This window comes from Moraxella sp. ZY210820 (genome assembly GCF_030674635.1).
In the GTDB taxonomy this organism is placed as follows: Bacteria; Pseudomonadota; Gammaproteobacteria; order Pseudomonadales; family Moraxellaceae; genus Acinetobacter.
Genome location: NZ_CP089978.1, coordinates 797,440 through 817,606 on the forward strand (window position 1 = coordinate 797,440; position 20,167 = coordinate 817,606).

The following is a 20,167-nucleotide window of genomic DNA, read 5'->3' on the forward strand; positions in this document are numbered from 1 at the left end:
TCGATATAAATTAAAATAAATGCTTATTTTAACACAAATTTAACAGGCTTTTTATGTTAGAATATAGTACATTCATTTTTTCTGTCGAGCGATATTTTGAATTTTTTACAGCAACATTGTATTTATAAAGATGATGATATTTTGGTGATTAACAAACCAGCAGGCTTGCTAACTATTGATGGTAAAGATATTAAAGATAGTGTCTTAACACGTTTACAGGCAATAGAGTCAAGAACTTTACTGATTCATCGTCTTGACCGAGATACATCGGGTCTGTTGGTATTTGCGTTCAATAAAACTGCACAAAGTCATATTTCTAAACAATTTCAAGCTCGAGAAACGGAAAAAATTTATTCGGCGTTATTATCTGGGCATCTTACAGGGCAAGGTGTGATTGATATTCCTGTGGTATATGACCCAACTCGCCCACCGTTACATATTGTAGATAGTAATGAAAAAAAGCCAGCAATCACGCATTGGCAAGCGATTGAACAATTTTTGTTTAATGATATGCCTGTTACACGTGTGATTTTAAAGCCGATTACAGGGCGTTCACATCAATTGCGTGTACATAGTCAATATTTGGGTCATGCGATTGTGGGAGATACCTTATATGCTGATGAAACTTATCAAACTTTAACACCACAATTATGTTTACATGCCAGTCAGCTCAAATTTATGCACCCACGTTTAAACCAGTTGATGACTTTTGAAAGTCAGCCTGATTTTTGATTTTTTATTGTTGATTTATATCGAAATAATACAAAAATGTAGGGGTTTATTACATAAACCCTTTGTAAAATCAATTGCTTGGGTGAATATAATTCACCCCTACGGTTCAATTATGAATTGGATTTACTATTATAATTAGAACGTGTGGTTAATGATTTGGGTATGAGAGGAATAAACAAAATTCCCATTAAACAAATTACACCTGCTAGCATAAATATCATTTTGCCACCAATTTGTTGCCAATGTTGTCCAATTAGAATACTACCACTCGCTACCGCTAATCCCCAAACGGTGCTATACACTGCTTGAGCTCGCCCTTGTTGTTGAGCTGAAAAATAATGGGCGATGATACGCATGGCGATAAGATGGAATAAACCAAAACTAAACGCATGAATCAGTTGAGCGAGGATTTGTATGATAAAATGTTGTGCAAAATAGCCAACCATCAGCCAGCGTAATGCAGTTAAAACTAAACAGAATAATAATAAATATTGTAAGTTAAAACGTTTAAAAAAATGTGATGAAATCGCAAACATAATAATTTCCGCAATCACACCTAATGACCATAAAATACCAATTTGAGTTTTATTATAATTTAAACCGTGTAAAAAAATGCTATAAAAACTATAAAAAGGTGCGTGAGAAAATAATAAAATAAATTGAATGAGAAAAAATCCCCATACTGTGCTTTGTTTGAGCGTAGGTAAAATTGGTTCTAGTTGTTGTTGAGCTTGCGGTGCTTGTGATGGTTCAGCGATTTGTAATGACCAAAGAAATACTAAAAATGAAATGCTTAATAGTAAAATAGGTAATATTTCAATCGCTACAATATCTAAAATTGCTCCAATAATTACGACACCTGCGATAAAGCCAATCGAACCCCATTTACGAATTTTGGCATACAGTTCATTTTTACGTTCAGCAAGATAAAATAGGGTAATGCTTTCAAATTGAGCTAAAATCGCATTTTGGAAAAAGCTAAAAATAAACATCAACAGGGCAATGTTCTGTAAATTATTGGGTATGATAAAAATTAATAACCAAATAAAGCATTCAACTGCACAGGCAATACGAATAAGTAGCATTCTCTGAGCTGTTTTATCTGCAACCCACCCCCAAATAAAAGGTGCAAAAAAACGTGTGATAATGGCAATAGAGGCAAGCCAGCCAATTTGCTGATAATTAAAACCTTGATGTTCTAAATATAAATTCCAAAAAGGCATAAAAGTGCCAATAATGGCATAGTAACCAAAATAAAAGCCTGATAATTTATGGTAAGTGCTTGTTTGTTGCATTGAACTGAACATTAATAAAATAAGATGTTAAGTTTAATTATGATAACAAAAAAACTGCACTGATAAAATATCAATGCAGTTTTTAAAGGTCTGTTTTACGATTTTAGGCTAAAAACATTAGCTTGTTGCGTAAACTGTAATTTCTACACGGCGGTTTAATTGACGACCTTCAGCAGTTTGGTTACTAGCACGAGGTGAAGTAGAGCCATAACCTTTTGCTGTCATACGAGAAGCTGAAATCCCTTGTGAAGCTAAGAAGTTTTTAACAGAATTAGCACGGTTTACAGATAAAGGATTGTTAATTTCATCATTACCAGTGCTGTCAGTATGACCATGAATCACTAATGCTAATTTGCTTGCTGTATTGTCTTCACGCAATACTTTGGCTACATCAGCTAAAGCATTTTGGAATTGTGGTTGAATTGCTGCTGAACTCGTTGCAAAAGTTACATCAGGCATAACTAAGTTAATAGAACCATCAGCATTACGAGAAACATTTACACCAGTACCTTGTAATTCTTGACGTAAACGTTTTTCTTTTTGGTCCAGCATCGCACCCGCACCAGCACCTACTACTGCACCAATTGCAGCTGCTTGTCCCATTTTGTCTTTATCTGCATTTGAATAAGCAATAGCAGCACCTGCTAATGCACCAGCAACAGTACCAATTGCAGCTTTGTCATATTCCATACCTTGCATAGATTGACAGCCAGTTAAAATCATTGAACCTGCTAAAGCAGTAATTGCTAATGAACGCATGGATAAACTCCAAATTTATGTTTAAATAAGATAACAGTATATTGCAATATTTTCTTACATTTAACTATAGACTTTTTGTAAAGAATGTGTATTGAATGTCAATATTTCTTCGCAATTTAGACATGATTAGGGTATAAGTGAAGGGGAATAGTCAGTAATAACCAAAAAAGAAGACCTAAAATTTTAGGTCTTCTTTATGCTGATTAATTTAAATCAAACTGATTAGATTAACCACCGAATTGGTTCATTGTGTTTTTGCTCGCATCACCAGCTTTCAACGCATTTTCACCAGAGAAGATTTCTTTGTGATCATCACCGATGTCTGAACCAGCCATTGCTTGGTGTTTCACACAAGCGATACCGCCACGAATTTCTTTACGTTGTACACCAGCAACATAAGCTAACATACCTTCATCACCGAAGTAACCCTTAGCAAGTTCGTGAGTAGAAAGTGCTGCAGTGTGGTAAGTAGGTAATGTGATGAGATGATGGAATACACCTGCTTCACGTGCTGCATCAGCTTGGAATGTACGGATTTTTTCGTCTGCATCACGAGCTAATTCGCTGTCATCGTATTTAGCATCCATCAACTTCGCACGGTCATAACCAGATACATCTTTACCTTCAGCTACCCAACGATCGTATGCTTGCTGACGGAAGTTGATTGTCCAGTTAAATGATGGAGAGTTGTTATAAACTAACTTCGCATCTGGAACTTGTTTCTTGATGTCGTTTACGAAACTTGCGATACCAGCAACATCTGGAGTTGGAGTTTCAATCCAAATCATGTCCGCACCGTTTTGTAATGAAGTTACACAGTCAAGAACTACACGCTCGTGTTGGGTACCTTCACGGAATTGGTATAAACCTGATGGTAAACGAGTTGGACGATGTAATTTACCATTACGTTTGATTAAGATTTCATCTTCTTTAGCTTCTGAAATGTCGATTTCAGTTGTTTCTAAGTAGCTGATATATTTAGAAGCTAAATCGCCTGGTTCACGGCTTACAGGGATTTTTTGTGTTAAGTCTGCACCTTCAGAGTCAGTACGAGCAACGATTACACCTTCATCAACACCTAATTCTAAGAATGCATAACGAACAGCATTGATTTTTGCTAAGAAGTCTTCATGTGGAACAGTTACTTTACCAGCTTGGTGACCACATTGTTTAGCATCAGATACTTGGTTTTCGATTTGGATTGCACAAGCACCTGCTTCAATCATTTGCTTAGTTAAAAGATAAGTTGCTTCTTCGTTACCGAAACCAGCATCGATGTCTGCAATGATTGGTACAACGTGAGTTTCAAAGTTGTCGATTTGAGCTTCGATTTCTTTTACTTTTGCTGTATCGCCAGCAGCTTCAGCTTTTTGCATTGCACGGAATAAATCATTTAATTCTTTAGCATCAGCTTGACGTAAGAATGTGTAGATTTCTTCGATTAATTTTGGTACAGCAGTTTTTTCGTGCATTGATTGGTCAGGAAGTGGACCGAATTCAGAACGTAATGCAGCAACCATCCAACCAGAAAGGTAGATATAACGCTTGTTTGTTGTACCGAAGTATTTTTTGTTGGCAATCATTTTTTGTTGAGCGATGAAACCATGCCAGCAACCTAAAGATTGAGTATATTTGCTGTTGTCTGCATCATATTCTGCCATGTCTTTACGCATAATTGATGCGGTGTATTTAGCGATGTCTAAACCAGTGTGGAAACGGTTTTGTACGATCATACGAGCTGCATCTTCAGGGCGAATCGCATTCCAAGTACCGCCTAATTTTTCCTTCACTTTACGAACGTGTTCTAACGCTGATTGATAAGTCATGGGTTTTTCCTTTGATTTCACAAGGTTAATCATCAATAATATAGATTTAAATCATCAATTATGTTAATCATTAAAATCTATATCACACTCTATGTGCATAGAATAAAATTTTTTATCAAAATAATCTATCGCTTTTGCTTAATGCTCAATATTTTTTAAATAAATATCAAATCAATAGTCATTATGTAAAATTATTCTTATGTTTATATTATTGAAATATATTATTTTTTATTTTGGTAAGATGAAGAAAACATCATAAAAACTGAAATTAGACTTTAGTCTATAGTGCTTATTTGCCTAAAAATTAGCGATATTGTGAACCAATATCGCTAGTTGATTATAGATATTCAGCTATTTATTTAGGCTATATTCATTTAAAGCTGGATTTGTGAATAGACACCATAAGTTAGATAATGCAAATGAATACTATCATTAAATACTAAGATATTAAGCTGAATGCTCGGTAAGTGGTAAATATGTTGTTGCTGTTGATAAGCCCAATCACTTTTCACTTGACCGTTGGTTAAATTTAATGAGAACAATTCACCTGTTTTACTATTTTCAATATTTAAACGGCGATGACTGCGTGCAAGGAATACACGCAAGTCAAACTGAATAAATTCAATGGTTGATGTTTGTGGTACATAAGCATTTAAATTAGGAGCTTGCTGTGTAAAATAGTTAGAACTATTGTTTGTATTAACTGTTTCTGTAGCAAAGTTATCAAAAGATTGGTTGATTGTTGAATGTGCCAGCATTTGTTCATGATGTAATCGTTGTTGTTCTGTTTGCTGTTGAGTGATACGTTCGGTTTCTAAACGTTGTTGTTCTTCGGTTTGTTGTTTAGCAATACGTTCAGCTTCTAAACGTTCATTTTCTAGGCGTTGTTGCTCGGCTTGTTGTTGTGCTAAGCGTTCAGCCTCTAAACGTTCTTTTTCAGCTTGTTGTTGTGCTAGGCGTTCAGCTTCTAAACGTTCTTTTTCAGCTTGTTGTTGTGCTAGGCATTCAGCCTCTAAACGCTCTTTTTCAGCTTGTTGTTGTGCTAAACGTTCAGCCTTTAAGCGTTCTTGTTCTACACGTTCACGTTCACGCAAAATTGCTTGTTCACGTTCAAGACGTTCTTTTTCGGCACGTTCTTGAGCTAGACGTTCTTCACGTTCAAGTTGTTGAATTTTGGCATTTTCTTGTGTTGTTAATGCTAAAATACTTTTGATAATTTCACTTGGTTGTTTTAAGATTGGTGGTTCAATCGGTAATTGATGGAGATTAAAATTCTGTAATTGCTTTTTCAAGCGTTGTTCCATACGTTCAACCATTTCCATCAATTTTTCGTCATTGGATTGAAATAGTTTAATACGTTCCATGGTTACATATAAACGCTCTAAGAAAAATGGATAGAGATTTTCCTTGCTATCAGTTTCTGCAACCAACTGACCATATAGGAAGAACGGGTCATATAAATTAGGGCTTTTTTCAACTAGGCAGGTTAAGGCACGCACTGCAGAGAAATTCGCTTTCCATATAATATGGTTAGAATTTGGATCTGGGTCAGGAGTTGAAAAAATATTGCGAATTAAATCAAATATTTGTTGAGCTAAATCATACTGTTGATATTGGTTGAGTTGTTCAGTCGATTGTACAATACCAAAATGAGTATTTAAGTTTAATGCATATAGCATATCAAGCACTTCTTCGTGATATTGATGTTGTGCTGTAATACGTGATTTTTTAGAATTACGTACGACGACATTTTGGAAATGTTTTGCTAAACGTTGCTGTAATGCATTTTCATCAGAAATTGGTAAATATAAATTTAATCGCTCAAGTATAGTATCCCATTGGCTATATAAACAGGCGTGTAAAGTTTTTAAGCGTTGGATTCTGCGAGTAAACATATCATTTTCTGGGTCGAGTTTACAGAAATTGAGTAAACGGTCAAGTACTTCTTGCGAGTCAATCGCAGGCAATAATTGTTCAAGGACAGGTAACAACTCCTGTTCATCTTGTAAATATTCTAAGATTTGTTGCCAATAAGATTCGTGTAATTGGTTTAAGTTCATGGCTAAAAGCTCCTGTATGATGAGTTTTTGATTTGCGATGCTAAATAGATAATTTAAACGTTGTTGAGTATCTTCAATCAACTGTAATTTAGCCCAATGATATTCTAACGGATATTGTACGATTTTACACTGTTTAAATGCGTGTTGCCAAATATCAATAGCAGTTTGATATTGTCCTGTATGGGCCGTTAAAAATGCCCATAAGTCAATATCATAAACTAAACCAGCATCAATCCATTGTGCGAAAGCGGATTGTAACTGTTGATATTGTTGTAGGGTATAAGGCTGTAATTCACTGAGTTGTTTAAACCAATGATGTTGAATTATTAACCAACTTTTTTGCCATAATTCTCCATTAATGAGATCTGCAATGACATGATTATTGATGTTATTTTGTGCAATTTGTGCAGTGTCTATCCATAATTCTTGGCATTGTTTTAGCCATTGACTAGAATAGTCTTTTTGTTCATATAATTCAATTGCAGTTAAATGTACTTTTAAATGTGCAGGTACATAATGTTTATAAGATAGGAATGCTTTGAATGCCTCCATTATCCATTGTACATGAAATATATAATAACTATGTGTATAGTTTGCATACTTTTTCCAATAAGTATCTAACTCATGATTATTAAAATAAAAGATAGCTTCATATTTTAAGCGTTGTTCAATGTCAAACTGATGTTGATAATATAAAGCATGGGTAAAACTATAAAACTCTTCTGCATCATTTAGATTTGATTTTTTCAATAGTTGATGTAAATAGTCTTCAAAGATATAGAATGGTTCAGGTTTAGGCAATGTATGAACGGCAATAAAGTTTTGTACATCATGTGTATCGATTTTTCGTACTTGAATAGTTGGGTATTTAAAAAACTGTTGCCATGTGTCAAATGGTAAATTTGACATGATGTAAATACGACTAAGTCCTTGATTTAATGCAGTGCTTAAAACATGAAGTTGTCCATTTAAACGATAGCGTTGCTGTTCATCTAGTTTATGTAAATTAGCCAATTCATATTCTGCTAATTTTTCTGCTAAATATGGTTGTGTACGTTTAAGTTCATCAGTCTCTTGACGTGTCTGATTAATATATGAAATAACTTCTAAATCAAAACCTGCTAAAATAACTGCATCTTGCTTGGTTGGTAGATGTGAATATTGATGAACTAAAGGGACTTCCCGATAAGAGGAGATATTGCATAAATCTTGAAATGCACTTTTTTCTTGTAGTACAGTTTCTAGTGGATAGTAGGCATCATTGACAATGATCGGTACATGGTGTTGTTGTAAAAGTGGAATAAATTCTGCACTTTCAGATGAAACAATGACAATTTCAATTGGATTACCTAAATCATTCGTTGTGATTTTTTGCAAATCACGGCTAGATAAACTTAAGTGATGATGATAAGTTTCTAATAATGATGGAATTGCACCATATAAATGAAATGCTAAATCATTAAGATGAGTAATTTCAATATCAGGCAAAGGATTATGGGCTTGTTCAGGTTCAAAATAATCAAAATTATTGACCATAATTAATTTTTTGAATGCATTAAGCAGGGCAGGTTGCCATTTGTAAATTCCATCACAAAACTCATGAGTTTCCATGAAAATTAATGGAATATTATGTAGATGGTCTGCCATGCCTAATTTTAACCACATATTATGGTTTAATAATAAATCTAAAAAATTAGCAGAAAAACGCTGGCTATTATCTGCTAATAATACACTATAAAATGGTAATGCTAATTCATGTTCATCAATATAACTAATTAAATCTTGTTCGTCCCAAAGTGATTGTTTTGCTAAATTGGCATACCATGCTTTCCAAATTTTTTCATAAATAAATTGGAATGTTGTTTCAGAAATTGGTTGATGTTGTACGCTGGCTAAGTTATCGTCAAAAATATTTTGTTCTTTAATAATATATTGAATGACATACCATGCTAATTGAGCACAATCATAATCTGGATTTTTTTCAGGATTAAATTGTTTATGAAAGAGTTGATAGAAACGATGTTCATCAACAAAATTTTGTATAGAAAACTCTTTTTGTTGTTGCTCATTGAGTGCAGAACGTAGATATTCGTGTGTACTTAAACAAGATTGTTGTAATAACTTATCTAATTGTTGTGTATTATAAGCTAATTTGAGTTCAGGTTGTTTGCTTAAACACAGTTGGACATAATGCTTAATTTGCTGACGTAAACTCTCAACTTCATGTTTTTGGCATAATAATAAACATGGTAAACTTTGTTTAGGATTTTTCTTAAACAAAAAATGTACATATAATAAAGCAAGTAAGGTTGTTTTACCTGAATTTGCCGAGGCATTAATTACAAAAGGATAAGGGCTATAATTAAAACACAATTCTTTCAAACAATATTGCTGAAATTCATTGAGTTCAAACGGTAAATGATGCTGTTGTGATAAAGTCCATAATTGTTCATCTAAGGCAAATTCCAATGGAATTTTACGTTGATATTGTGAAATAGCTGGATAATTTAGTGAAAGCTCATTCTGTTGTTCATGCTCGACACCTAAATAATAGGGTTTGCGTTGCATATTATAGGCAATTTTTTTCGGATAGATAAAAGGATGAAATTTTTCTTTAGGCCCATGAATATCGTGCAACACAGGATAATAGTCCGTATCTTGTTCAAGTTGTAATTCACCAATTTCTGCACGCTCAATAGCATAAAATAAAGTTTGATAATAATTTTTTAATTGGGTTGGTGATAATTTAGGAGCAATAGCGTATTGCCATTGTGTTGATTCATAATAAAATTCTGGTGCAATTGCTGATAAATTTAAGCTATCGACACGATACTCGGAAAGTAATGGTAATAAATCAGAAGACAGTTGTGTGGCTTCGAAGTGTTGTGGTGATAAATTTTTGACAAACTCATCAAGGGCAGGTTCAACATCTCGTTGTTGATAAATAGCATCGAATTGTGGGCGTGAATTGATGTAGAGACTGTTATAGCTTTTATCCCCACGATGATAAATTTTTAAAAATACGACAATATCATAAATTTTATTTTGATATTCACGTCTGACCATTTTAATGAGTAAACGGTATTGATAGCTAAATTTTTTCCTCATTAAGTAGGGAAATTCAAATAACTCAAATTTATTGAGATTTTGGTCTTTCTCAATGCGTTGTCTGACGGCATCTAATGCTTGTATTAAGCCAAATTTTTTTGCCTCTTGCTTACATTCTTCAGCAACAAAAGTATATAAAATATGTTTCATCTGTTTAAGTCCTAACAGCAATCAGTTGTTTGTTTATCAATATGTATCTGTTTAGAATAGTAGCATAAAATCACAATAGATAACAGATGATTTACAGTCTAATCTCAAAATATTGAGATAGGAATAATGATTTTAAATTATACTCGTTTTAATAAGATAATTGACAATATTTTATGTTTAAAATATAATCATTCTCAATATTAATTTTAGAGATAGAGAATGAAACTATTTCGTTTTATCATGAGTGGTTTACTGGCATTATGTCTAATTGTGATGCCAGTAGTGTCATCTGCCAATGCAGGTAGTACGACAGCCCCAACACCAGCAAAAAGTTTACCAACAGATTTTAAATTTCCACCTATTGGTGAAATAGCCAAGCGAATGGTCAGTCGAGCGAATGTGGTGAATTACGCAGTTGAAAGTTTACTAGGAGCGGTGGATTGGGTTTTAGATCCAGCTAATAATCAAGCAAAAATTAAATTTCCCACACCTACATCTGTCTGCCGTGGTTCATATTTACATTACAAATGGATAGGTACAGCAGATTATGTTGCGGAAAGCTATTGTAAAGCGATAAATAGAAATCAAAGCAAACATATATTTGGAGAATGGAATAGAAGAGGTTCAACAACATATTCACGAGCTACCTGTGCTGGTGGTTATGGAGGTAGTACATTTGTAGATTGCGGTTTACCTGTAGAAGAAACGTCAATTCCTTTGAATGTAATTGCAGAACAAATCATTCAAAATGCACAAGCAGGTCATGCGGAATCGGTTGATTTTGTTGTGGATGTTGCTAATGAATTAAAGAAACAAACTGGTGCTAAACCGATTGCTTCGGCAAATGCGAATGAAGATACTGACACGTCTAATCCAGATAAAGAGAAAGATGATAAAGAGCCAAAGAACAATGATTGTAAAAATAAAATTTCGGATTGGGAATTGAAACAAAATGGGTTCGATGCTCATGATTTGAAATCAATTGTTGGTTCAAATGTTCAGAGATATGAATTGTGTAAATGTAAAAATAAAGAAATTGTAATCAGAGAGAAAGGTTGCAAAGGTGGGATTATACCAACAGGAGAGTTTCTCAAATGAAATCTTTTCTTGCTAAATTAACCCTATATTTTGAATTAGATTATCAAGCTGATGTCTTAGAGTTTTTGCATCATGCTCAGTATGAAAATTTGTCTTATGGTATTCAATATATCCATAAACATGAGTTTTATGATTATTATCCTAAAAATAAAAAACATGAAATAGGCGAATATTATGAGAGACAACAATTGGTAACTCTTTCTATCCAATCTGATGAGTTAAAATGTTTAGATGATTGGATAAAAGATATAGACAACTTAACAAGTGATAAGTTATTTGTTCATATCTACAATAGTGTTTTAGATGTTTTTATATATGTTACCGAAGATTGTTTTTTTGATTTAGCACTGTCATCAAAAAGTTTATTTGTATTAAAAAGACTATCAGGTTATTTAAATGTTCATTATCGTATTACTCAGGAGTAAAATGATGAAGTATTTCCGTGTAAGACTTATTATTACTTTTGAAGAAAAGTATTATTCATTATTAGAAAAGTATATCAGCGAGATTAAGTGTGATAACTTATCTATTTATCAAGATTTTGCTAGACGGCATTTTGTAGTTGATTATAATGATGACAATTTAAAATTTGATATAAATAAGAGTTTTTTTGAGCAACAGCCAAAAAAGAAAGTTGCTTATCTTATTTTAGATATGGGCAAAACTAATATTTTAAATGAATGGGTAGAAAATGCTTTTAAAGTGTTGAAATATGATGAGCATAAGGCATTATTTGATTTACAATGTGGGAATTCAGTATTAAGTCTATGTTTAGATGCAGAAACTGATAGTGATTTGTTTGATATAGGATTATCTACGAATAATCTGAACCTGTTATCAAAGATAAATGCTAAATTAGATATTGATTTTTATCATTATTTAACTTAGATGATTAAAACTATGAAAATTCAAAATTTATTCAGTTTATATGTAATAAACTCTTGAGTTTCTTGCATTTAAGTTGTTTAACTGTAGTAAAGCAATCAAGCCTATAATATAGTTTAGTGTGGCGGTTGATAAATTTGATATTCATCAATCAATGCATAAATTTGTTTGAGCATGGTTTTGGAAAGGTTTAATTTTTCCCCTTTTAATAATTGTTTAAGACGTTGTAAGCATTCTAGTAATAAAGAAGTTTGTTGAGGTCCTTGAGTGAGTAAATAGCTTAAAATTTCTTCAGGTAACATTAAGCCTTCACGCTCTAAAGTGGTATAAATGAGGGCATGACGGTCAGCGTATAATTCACCTGTGGGTAGTTTAATACTAACGGCTTGGGTTAAACGTGAACGTAAATCAGGTAATTCAAATTGTAATTCAATGGGTGCAAAACGTGATGAAAAAACAATTTGTCCACCTGCCATATTATTATTGTTGATTAAATTAAATACAGCAATTTGCCATTCTTTAAGTCCAATAATGGCTTCAATATCATCTAAAGCAATTAGTTGAAAATGTTCTAAAGAGGTAAGTAATTCGGGGGTATGGGTAATGAGTTCTAAAACTGAAATTTGAATGGCGGTACGATTGACATCACGATAAGAATCACAAATAGCAGAGAGTAAGTGAGTTTTACCTGTACCAGCTCCCCCATAAAGATACAGACGTTGAATATCCCCCGTGTGTAATTGACGCACACCGTCTATAATTGGCTCCCAGCTAGGGCCAGCAAAGTCGTTGATATGAGCATCAAAATGCGGTTCAATATCCAACTGTAGTTGTCGCATAATAAGGGGTATTCCTACGAATTCGGTGATGAAGGAGAATTATCATCATTTATTGTATCATCATTTACAAATTCATCAATGGGGTTAGCCTCTGAATTTTCAAACTTTATGATAGAATTTTCATGATTAGATGGGATATGGCTCAGATTATCCACATTTTCAGCACAAGCACCAGCCATAACAGGTGCGGTACGCTTAAACCATTCACTTTGTTGATAATAATCATTGAGATGATGTAATAATACAACAAGAATTGCTGCAATTGGTAAAGCAACAAGCATACCAATAAAACCTGCCAATTGAGCTCCTGCTAAAACTGCTAAAATCACAGCAACAGGAGAAAGTCCGATTTTATCGCCTAACAAAAATGGTTGTAAGATATAACCTTCACATAATTGTCCAATCGCAAACACAACACCAACTAAAATTAATTGTGTCCAGTCAAAACCAAATTGGAATAAAGTGGCTAAAATTGCCGCAATAACACCAACGGCAAAACCTGCATAAGGAACAATACTAGCAAGACCTGCCATCATACCAATAATTAAACCAACTTCTAAACCAATTATTTCTAAACCAATAGCATAAATACTGCCCAGTAAGAACATTACCAATAATTGACCTTTAATAAAGGCTCTTAATACTTGATTACATTCATCTAAAACCACATAAGTTTTGACAGTAAAACGTGGTGGAATGAGTTTAAATAAACTATCATGCATTTTATGCCAATCAATCAGTAAATAAAAAGTTAAAATTGGAATTAAAATCGCCGTACCACCTATTTGTAATAGATTGAGACTGGATTTAATTAATTGTAAAACAAAGGCTTGAATATTATCTGCACTATAATTGGTTTGTATATATTCCATCATAACACTAGTGATTTTTTGGGTATCAATCATCATTTCATCTGTATTAAAGGTTTTTGCATACCAAGGCAAGAAAGTCTGATTAATCCATTCAATAGCCTGCGGAATATTATCACGGATAAATACAATTTGCTTCCATACGAGAGGAATGAGATACCATAAAGCAATAGATAAAATCGCTGTAATACCTAAGCTCACACAGACGATGGAAATACCACGTGAAATTTTCCACTGACATAATTGATCGACAAATGGATTGAGTAAATACGCAAAAATTAAGGCAATAAATAATGGGATAACCACTGGTTTTAGCAAAATCAGTAACCACACGATACCAATAACTGTGGCAATAAGAAAGAGACGCAAAAAAACACGATCAATCATGATAAGTTAAACCAATTAAAGCAATGAAAAATAAATAAAGAGCATTCCATCTTTATATGAAAAGATACAATAGCATATTTAATTTAAAAAGGCATTAGTTAAATATCAAAAAACTGACAAAATAGTGTTGAAATATTTGATTATTTACAACAATATCACACAAATAAAATTAAAACGATATACAATAGCCAAATTTTGTTTGATTTAACTCGCTGTGAGATGTCAATGCTAATTCTTGAGCCTCGTCATGTTTATATGCAACAGACTGCGGAAGATAAAACAACCGCTTTAAAGAAACTATGTGAAATTTTACAACAAGATGGTTTAGCCACAGAGCAATATTTCTATGGTTTAGAACAACGTGAACATCTATCGGCAACGTATTTGGGACAAGGTATTGCTATTCCACATGGTACACCAGAATCACGTGATGCAATTTTACAAAATGGTGGTGTACGTTTGGTGCATTTTCCCCAAGGTGTAGTGTGGACTGAGCAGGGTGATGTCGTTTATTTAGCGGTGGTTATTGCGGTTAAATCTGACGAGCATTTACACATCTTACAACTTTTAACTAAGGCTTTGGGAGAAAAAGATTTAAGTAGAGCTTTACAACAAGCGACAACGCCAGAGCAAATTTTAGAATTACTTCAGGTTCATCAACCTAGTTTATTTAAACATGAAAGTTTAATTAAAACACAAGTACAAGCACGAGATATTGATGATGTTGTATTATTAGCCAGTCAAATGCTTAAACAAGCTCAATGTGTTGATGCAGGTTTTATCACCAGTTTAAATGCAGAGAGTGCTGTTGCTTTACAGGATAATATTTGGTGTATTACTGGGCATCATTATGTACAACAATCGGCGGTAAGTATTATACATTTAGCTAAAGCGATTGATTTTAAAAAGAAAAAATTACAGGTTCTCGTATGTGTTGCCAGTCATCGTGATATTGATAAGCAACAATTAGCACAACTAATTCAAAATATTTGTCAAATTCAAATGTTGGATTGGTCAAATCCTGTAGCTGTTGCAGAGTGGATTGGGGCAGAAACCTCACCACAATGGCGTAGTCAATCGGTAACATTGGCGAATGCACATGGTTTACACGCACGTCCTGCAACAGCATTAGCACAGTTATGCCAACAGTTTGATGGTGAAATTTTAGTAAGTGTTGAACAAGGTGCTAGTGTTTCAGCTAAAAGTTTAATTAAATTATTAGCTTTAGGTGCTTTGCGTGGGCAGGTTTTAACCTTTATGGCTGAACCAAATACTATGGCAGAGCAACATTTAGGCGATATTATTCAAGCAGTTGAGCAAGGTTTAGGCGAAGAAATTGAACCAGTGATTACACCATCTGCTGAGCGTGTAACATCTGTAATAACACATGAAAGCATCGCAAAGCAAAATACATTATCATCATTCAATCAAAAAAATAAAAAAGTTGAACCATTACAAGTAGATGTATGTTATCAAGGTGTATCTGCATCGGGTGGTTTAGCAGTAGGTGTAGCACATTTAGTTAAGGCTCAACAGTTTAATTTTTCACGTTTTGCACAGAAAGACCTTGATGATGAGTTAGCTGATTTAGATATGGCGATTCGACAAGCTATTGAACAATTAACCTTATTGATTCAGCAGGCAAAAACGCAAGATATTGCTGATATTTTTCATGCTCATCAAGCTTTATTACAAGATGAAGATTTATTGGCAGATGTACAAAGCTTAATTATTCATGATCATTTAAGTGCAGCAGCGGCATGGCAACAGCATATTGAACAAACAGCACAAATTCAAGCAAATTTGAATAATGCTCTATTAGCAGAACGTGCTGATGATTTACGTGATATTGGGCAACGTGTGTTAGCTATTTTGTGTAATGAGCAAGTATCGAATGAGCCAAGCCAACCGTATGTTTTGGTTAAATATGATTTAATGCCAAGCGATGTTGCTCGCTTAGATAAAAATAAAGTTGTGGGTATTTTGACTGCAGTAGGTGGTTCAAGTTCACATAGTGCAATTGTGGCACGTGCATTGGCGATTCCTGCGATTGTCGGTGCAGGGGAAATGATTTTAAATATTGAACCAGCAAGTCAAATTTTGCTAGATGGAGAGCAAGGGCAGTTTTATATACAGCCAAATGCCGAGCGTGTACAACAGGCATTGACTTTGCAACAACAACAAGCGGAACAACGTCAAGTAGCATTACATAGTTGTGCTTTACCAGCTATGACTAATGATGCACATTTAATAGAAGTGGCGAGTAATTTAGGTGATGTGCATGATACTGCACAAGCAGTTGAGTTTGGTGCGGATGCAGTAGGTTTATTACGCACTGAATTGGTCTTTATGTCTCATTCGGCTATGCCAAGTGAACCACAACAGGAACGAGATTATCGTGTGGTATTTGATGCATTGGCAGGGAAACCATTGGTGGTGCGTACTTTAGATGTTGGGGGAGATAAGCCATTACCCTATGTACCGATGGAAAAAGAAGAAAATCCATTTTTAGGTATTCGTGGTATGCGTTTAACTTTACGTCAGCCAGAATTATTGCGTAGTCAATTACGTGCATTAATTCGTGCTGCAGATAATCGACCATTACGTATTATGTTCCCAATGATTGGACGGGTGGAAGAGTGGCGAGAAGCGAAAGCGATTTTAGATGAGATTTTACAGGAATTACCATGTCCAAATTTACAAGTGGGTATGATGATTGAAGTTCCATCAGCAGTTTTGATGACACCGATTTTAGCTCAAGAGGTGGATTTCTTTAGTATTGGTACTAATGATTTAACACAATATGTATTGGCGATAGATCGTGGTCATACTGAATTGTCGAAGGAAGCAGATGCATTGCACCCCAGTATTTTGATGATGATTAATCATACAGTTAAATTTGCTCATCGTTATGGTAAATGGGTAGGTGTTTGTGGTGAATTAGCTGGTGAGCATAAAGCTGTACCAATTTTATTAGGCTTAGGTGTTGATGAATTGAGTATGTCGCCAAATCAAATTCCATTGGTCAAAGCACAAATCCGTGGATTAAATTTCGCAAAATGTCAAGAGATGGCAAAACAGAGTTTGGAATGTGCGACTGCTGATGAAGTACGACAATTAGCCAGTGATTTTTTAGTGGGTAATTGGCAGGAATCATCTGCTCATCATGTAAGTGGAGTGTAAGATGGCAAAGGTTTTATGTATTACGCTCAATCCAGCGATTGATATGAGTTTAGAGTTGGAACAAATTCAGCTTGGTGCTGTGAATCGCCAACAACACGCTCAATCTCATGCTGCAGGTAAAGGTCTAAATGTAGCACAAGTTCTCAAAGATTTAGGGCATGATGTATATGTATCTGGTTTTTTAGGGCGAGATAACTATCAAATTTTTGAGCAACATTTTGCACGAGAACAATTCGATTCTCATTTTATTCTAGTGGATGGAGAAACACGTCATAATATTAAACTGATTGAATCTGCAGGACGTGTTACGGATATTAACGGTAAAGGCTTTGTGGTAACAGAGAGACAAAAGCAATCACTTTTTGAACAATGTTTGGCATTAGCACCACAGATGGATTGTATTGTCATTGCTGGTAGTTTACCGCAAAATTTTACTTTAGAAGATTTTAAATCATTGGTTGAGCAATTAACAGCCGTAAATTCACGTATTGCTTTAGATACGAGCGGTCAAGCGTTGGCTATTGCTATGCAACTTAATCCATGGTTGATTAAACCGAATACTGATGAATTAAGTGAAACATTCCAACAATCACTTGATACTATTGAACAGCAAATGCAATTTTTAGCAGATTATCATATTGAGCATGCAGTGATTTCAATGGGCGAACAAGGTGTAAACTGGCTAACACCAGAGCGAGTTTATCAAGCCAAACCAGCTCAAGTACAAGTCAAAAGTACTGTAGGTGCGGGAGATACGCTATTAGCGGGTATGATACACGGTCTTATGTCTCATGTAGATGATGTGCAAATTCTCAGTACGGCAACGGCTTTAGCAACTTACTCGGTAACGCAAGTTGGTTTTCATATTCCATCAACAGCACATTTACAGCGTTTAATTGAACAAACACAAGTACAAAAAATTGACTTGGGAGTAAGAATATGACACAACATCTTGTTTTAATTGCAAATTATCCAACATCAGATATTAAAAATCATATTGATAGCTTAATTGTGATACAAAAACTAGCTCATTTTGCTGAACAAAAAGGTTACGTTAGCCAATGTTATAGTGTTGATGAGTTACCTACTATATTACCAACGGATAGTATTTTGTTGTTTGTAGGTGAAGAAATTAATCATTCATTGAAAGCACGTTATGCTGATTATCCACAAGCATATTTTAGTTTAGCACAAGCTAGAGATGATAGTGAGCAAGTGATTGATTTTGCTTTACGTCAAGAGAAAATAAAACCTACTTTTGTAGATGAATTAACCACTGCTGAAGCACAAAAACCTTTACGTTTTGTAGCAATTACTGCTTGTCCTACAGGTGTAGCACATACTTTTATGGCGGCTGATGCATTAAAACAAGGTGCTGAAAAGTTAGGCTATATCATTGATGTAGAAACACAAGGTTCGGTAGGAGCAAAAAATATTTTAACTGATGAAGCGATTGCTCAAGCGGATTTTGTGATTTTAGCGACTGATATTGAGGTCAATCGTGAGCGTTTTGTAGGTAAAAAAATCTATCATTGTTCTACAGGTTTTGCTTTAAAACAGACTGAACAAGCTTTTGCTCAAGCGATTGCAACCGCACAATCATCATCAAATAAGACAAATAATCAGCATAGTAATAGTCAAACTTCTAGTAAAACTAAAGAAAAAACAGGTATTTATAAACACTTAATGACAGGGGTTTCATTTATGTTACCCATTGTCGTTGCAGGTGGTTTATTAATCGCGTTATCTTTTGTATTTGGTATTGAAGCATTTAAAGAGCAAGGTTCTCTCGCTGATGTTCTTATGCAAACAGGGAAAGCAACCTTTACCTTAATGGTACCGATTTTATCTGGTTATATCGCTTATTCGATTGCTGACCGCCCCGGTTTAGCGGCTGGATTAATTGGTGGTTTATTATCCGCTCAAATGGGTGCAGGTTTTTTAGGGGCGATTGTTTCAGGCTTTATTGCAGGTTATAGTGCATTATTGATAGCGAAGAAGTTTCCATTACCGCAAAGTATGCAGGCATTAAAACCAATTTTAATTATTCCGTTAATTAGTTCATTGATTGTGGGTTTATTGATGTTCTATGTGGTAGGCGAGCCTGTTAAGCAATTATTTGAGATGATGGAGAATTTCTTAAATAATATGGGAACACAAAATGCCATTGTGATGGGACTCATTCTCGGTGCAATGATGTGTGTAGATATGGGTGGGCCGATTAATAAAGCCGCTTATACTTTCTCTGTTGGCTTATTGACAATGGAAAATGCTAACCAATTTCCGATTGCGGCTGCGATGGCAGGTGGGATGGTACCTGCGATTGGTATGGCGGTTGCCACATGGTTAGCTCGTTATAAATTTACTGAAGATGAACGTAATGCAGGCAATGCGTCATTTGTATTAGGTTTATGCTTTATTTCTGAAGGTGCGATACCATTTGCAGCAAAAGACCCAATGCGTGTTATTCCAAGTTGTATTATTGGTGGTGCGGTTACAGGGGCATTGGTAGCATTTTTCCATATTACTTTAGCGGCACCACACGGTGGCGTATTTGTGTTACTCATTCCAAATGCAGTGAATCACATTGGGGCGTATTTAATTGCTATTGCTTGTGGCAGCGTACTCACAGGTGTGATGTATGCTTTATTAAAACGCCGTGAAATTAACTAAAATAAACAATAAATAAACGAGATTTGCCATCATCAAATCTATCAAAATTTGTTATGATGGCTTATCTTAATGATGAAGGAGTTGATGATGCGATTACTGATAGCATTTTTATTGCCATTTTTAACCTTTTTTACCATTGGTCGTCCGATTGCGGGAATTGTATGTTTAATTTTACAAATTACCGTGTTAGGGTGGTTGCCTGCAACGATTTGGGCAGTTTATGCTTTATCACAATATAAAACTGACCAAAAAATCAAACAAGCTATTCAACAGCATAATGTTGATATCAGTAAAGATTAATCA

14 protein-coding genes are annotated in these 20,167 nt (G+C 34.5%); 8 read left to right on the forward strand and 6 right to left on the reverse strand.

The window, feature by feature from the left end:
• Positions 1–93 precede the first annotated feature (93 nt).
• Positions 94–732, forward strand: coding sequence for an RluA family pseudouridine synthase (locus tag LU301_RS04020; RefSeq protein WP_305273946.1), 639 nt, complete (start codon positions 94–96; stop codon positions 730–732).
• Between the two features lie 110 nt (positions 733–842).
• Here LU301_RS04020 and LU301_RS04025 read toward each other — a convergent pair whose 3' ends face one another.
• The 4 genes from LU301_RS04025 to LU301_RS04040 form a co-directional block, all read right to left on the reverse strand.
• Positions 843–2,027: an MFS transporter gene (locus tag LU301_RS04025; RefSeq protein WP_305272839.1), complete on the reverse strand. Its 1,185-nt coding sequence runs from the start codon at positions 2,025–2,027 to the stop codon at positions 843–845.
• A 117-nt stretch (positions 2,028–2,144) separates the two neighbouring features.
• A complete protein-coding gene (locus LU301_RS04030) occupies positions 2,145–2,786 on the reverse strand; it encodes a YiaD family glycine zipper/OmpA-like lipoprotein (RefSeq protein WP_305272842.1) in 642 nt (213 codons plus the stop codon).
• Between the two features lie 227 nt (positions 2,787–3,013).
• Positions 3,014–4,612 carry an isocitrate lyase gene (locus LU301_RS04035; protein WP_305272845.1) on the reverse strand — a complete coding sequence of 533 codons (1,599 nt, stop codon included), beginning with the start codon at positions 4,610–4,612 and terminating at the stop codon, positions 3,014–3,016.
• A 374-nt stretch (positions 4,613–4,986) separates the two neighbouring features.
• Entirely contained in the window at positions 4,987–9,930 is a 4,944-nt protein-coding gene (locus LU301_RS04040; RefSeq protein ID WP_305272848.1) for an MAP7 domain-containing protein, read from the reverse strand.
• Between the two features lie 219 nt (positions 9,931–10,149).
• On the opposite strand from LU301_RS04040, the gene LU301_RS04045 reads away from it, so the two are divergent.
• The 3 genes from LU301_RS04045 to LU301_RS04055 are packed head-to-tail and all read left to right on the forward strand — an operon-like array spanning position 10,150 to position 11,916.
• On the forward strand, positions 10,150–11,028 hold the full coding sequence (locus LU301_RS04045) for a polymorphic toxin type 33 domain-containing protein (RefSeq protein WP_305272851.1): 879 nt from the start codon (positions 10,150–10,152) through the stop codon (positions 11,026–11,028).
• The gene (locus tag LU301_RS04050) at positions 11,025–11,453 is read left to right on the forward strand and encodes a hypothetical protein (RefSeq protein WP_305272854.1); all 429 of its coding nucleotides are present in this window, start codon (positions 11,025–11,027) and stop codon (positions 11,451–11,453) included. The genes LU301_RS04045 and LU301_RS04050 overlap by 4 nt, the downstream gene beginning before the upstream one ends.
• Position 11,454: 1 nt before the next feature.
• Positions 11,455–11,916: a hypothetical protein gene (locus tag LU301_RS04055; protein ID WP_305272857.1), complete on the forward strand. Its 462-nt coding sequence runs from the start codon at positions 11,455–11,457 to the stop codon at positions 11,914–11,916.
• Between the two features lie 113 nt (positions 11,917–12,029).
• Here the strand turns inward: LU301_RS04055 and LU301_RS04060 are convergent, their stop codons facing one another.
• Entirely contained in the window at positions 12,030–12,752 is a 723-nt protein-coding gene (locus LU301_RS04060; protein WP_305272860.1) for a DnaA ATPase domain-containing protein, read from the reverse strand.
• 14 nt (positions 12,753–12,766) lie between these two features.
• Entirely contained in the window at positions 12,767–14,008 is a 1,242-nt protein-coding gene (locus LU301_RS04065) for an AI-2E family transporter (RefSeq protein ID WP_305272862.1), read from the reverse strand.
• A gap of 225 nt (positions 14,009–14,233) precedes the next feature.
• Between LU301_RS04065 and ptsP the strand changes: the two genes are divergently transcribed.
• The 4 genes from ptsP (at position 14,234) to LU301_RS04085 (ending at position 20,164) form a co-directional block, all read left to right on the forward strand.
• Positions 14,234–17,191 carry a phosphoenolpyruvate--protein phosphotransferase gene (gene ptsP, locus LU301_RS04070; protein ID WP_305272864.1) on the forward strand — a complete coding sequence of 986 codons (2,958 nt, stop codon included), beginning with the start codon at positions 14,234–14,236 and terminating at the stop codon, positions 17,189–17,191.
• Position 17,192: 1 nt separating this feature from the next.
• Positions 17,193–18,134 carry a 1-phosphofructokinase gene (gene pfkB, locus LU301_RS04075; RefSeq protein ID WP_305272866.1) on the forward strand — a complete coding sequence of 314 codons (942 nt, stop codon included), beginning with the start codon at positions 17,193–17,195 and terminating at the stop codon, positions 18,132–18,134.
• Complete coding sequence (locus tag LU301_RS04080; protein ID WP_305272868.1) at positions 18,131–19,864, forward strand: fructose-specific PTS transporter subunit EIIC; 1,734 nt, start codon at positions 18,131–18,133, stop codon at positions 19,862–19,864. Before pfkB ends, LU301_RS04080 begins: the two co-directional genes overlap by 4 nt.
• Positions 19,865–19,951: 87 nt before the next feature.
• A complete protein-coding gene (locus tag LU301_RS04085; RefSeq protein WP_305272871.1) occupies positions 19,952–20,164 on the forward strand; it encodes a YqaE/Pmp3 family membrane protein in 213 nt (70 codons plus the stop codon).
• Positions 20,165–20,167: the final 3 nt, after the last annotated feature.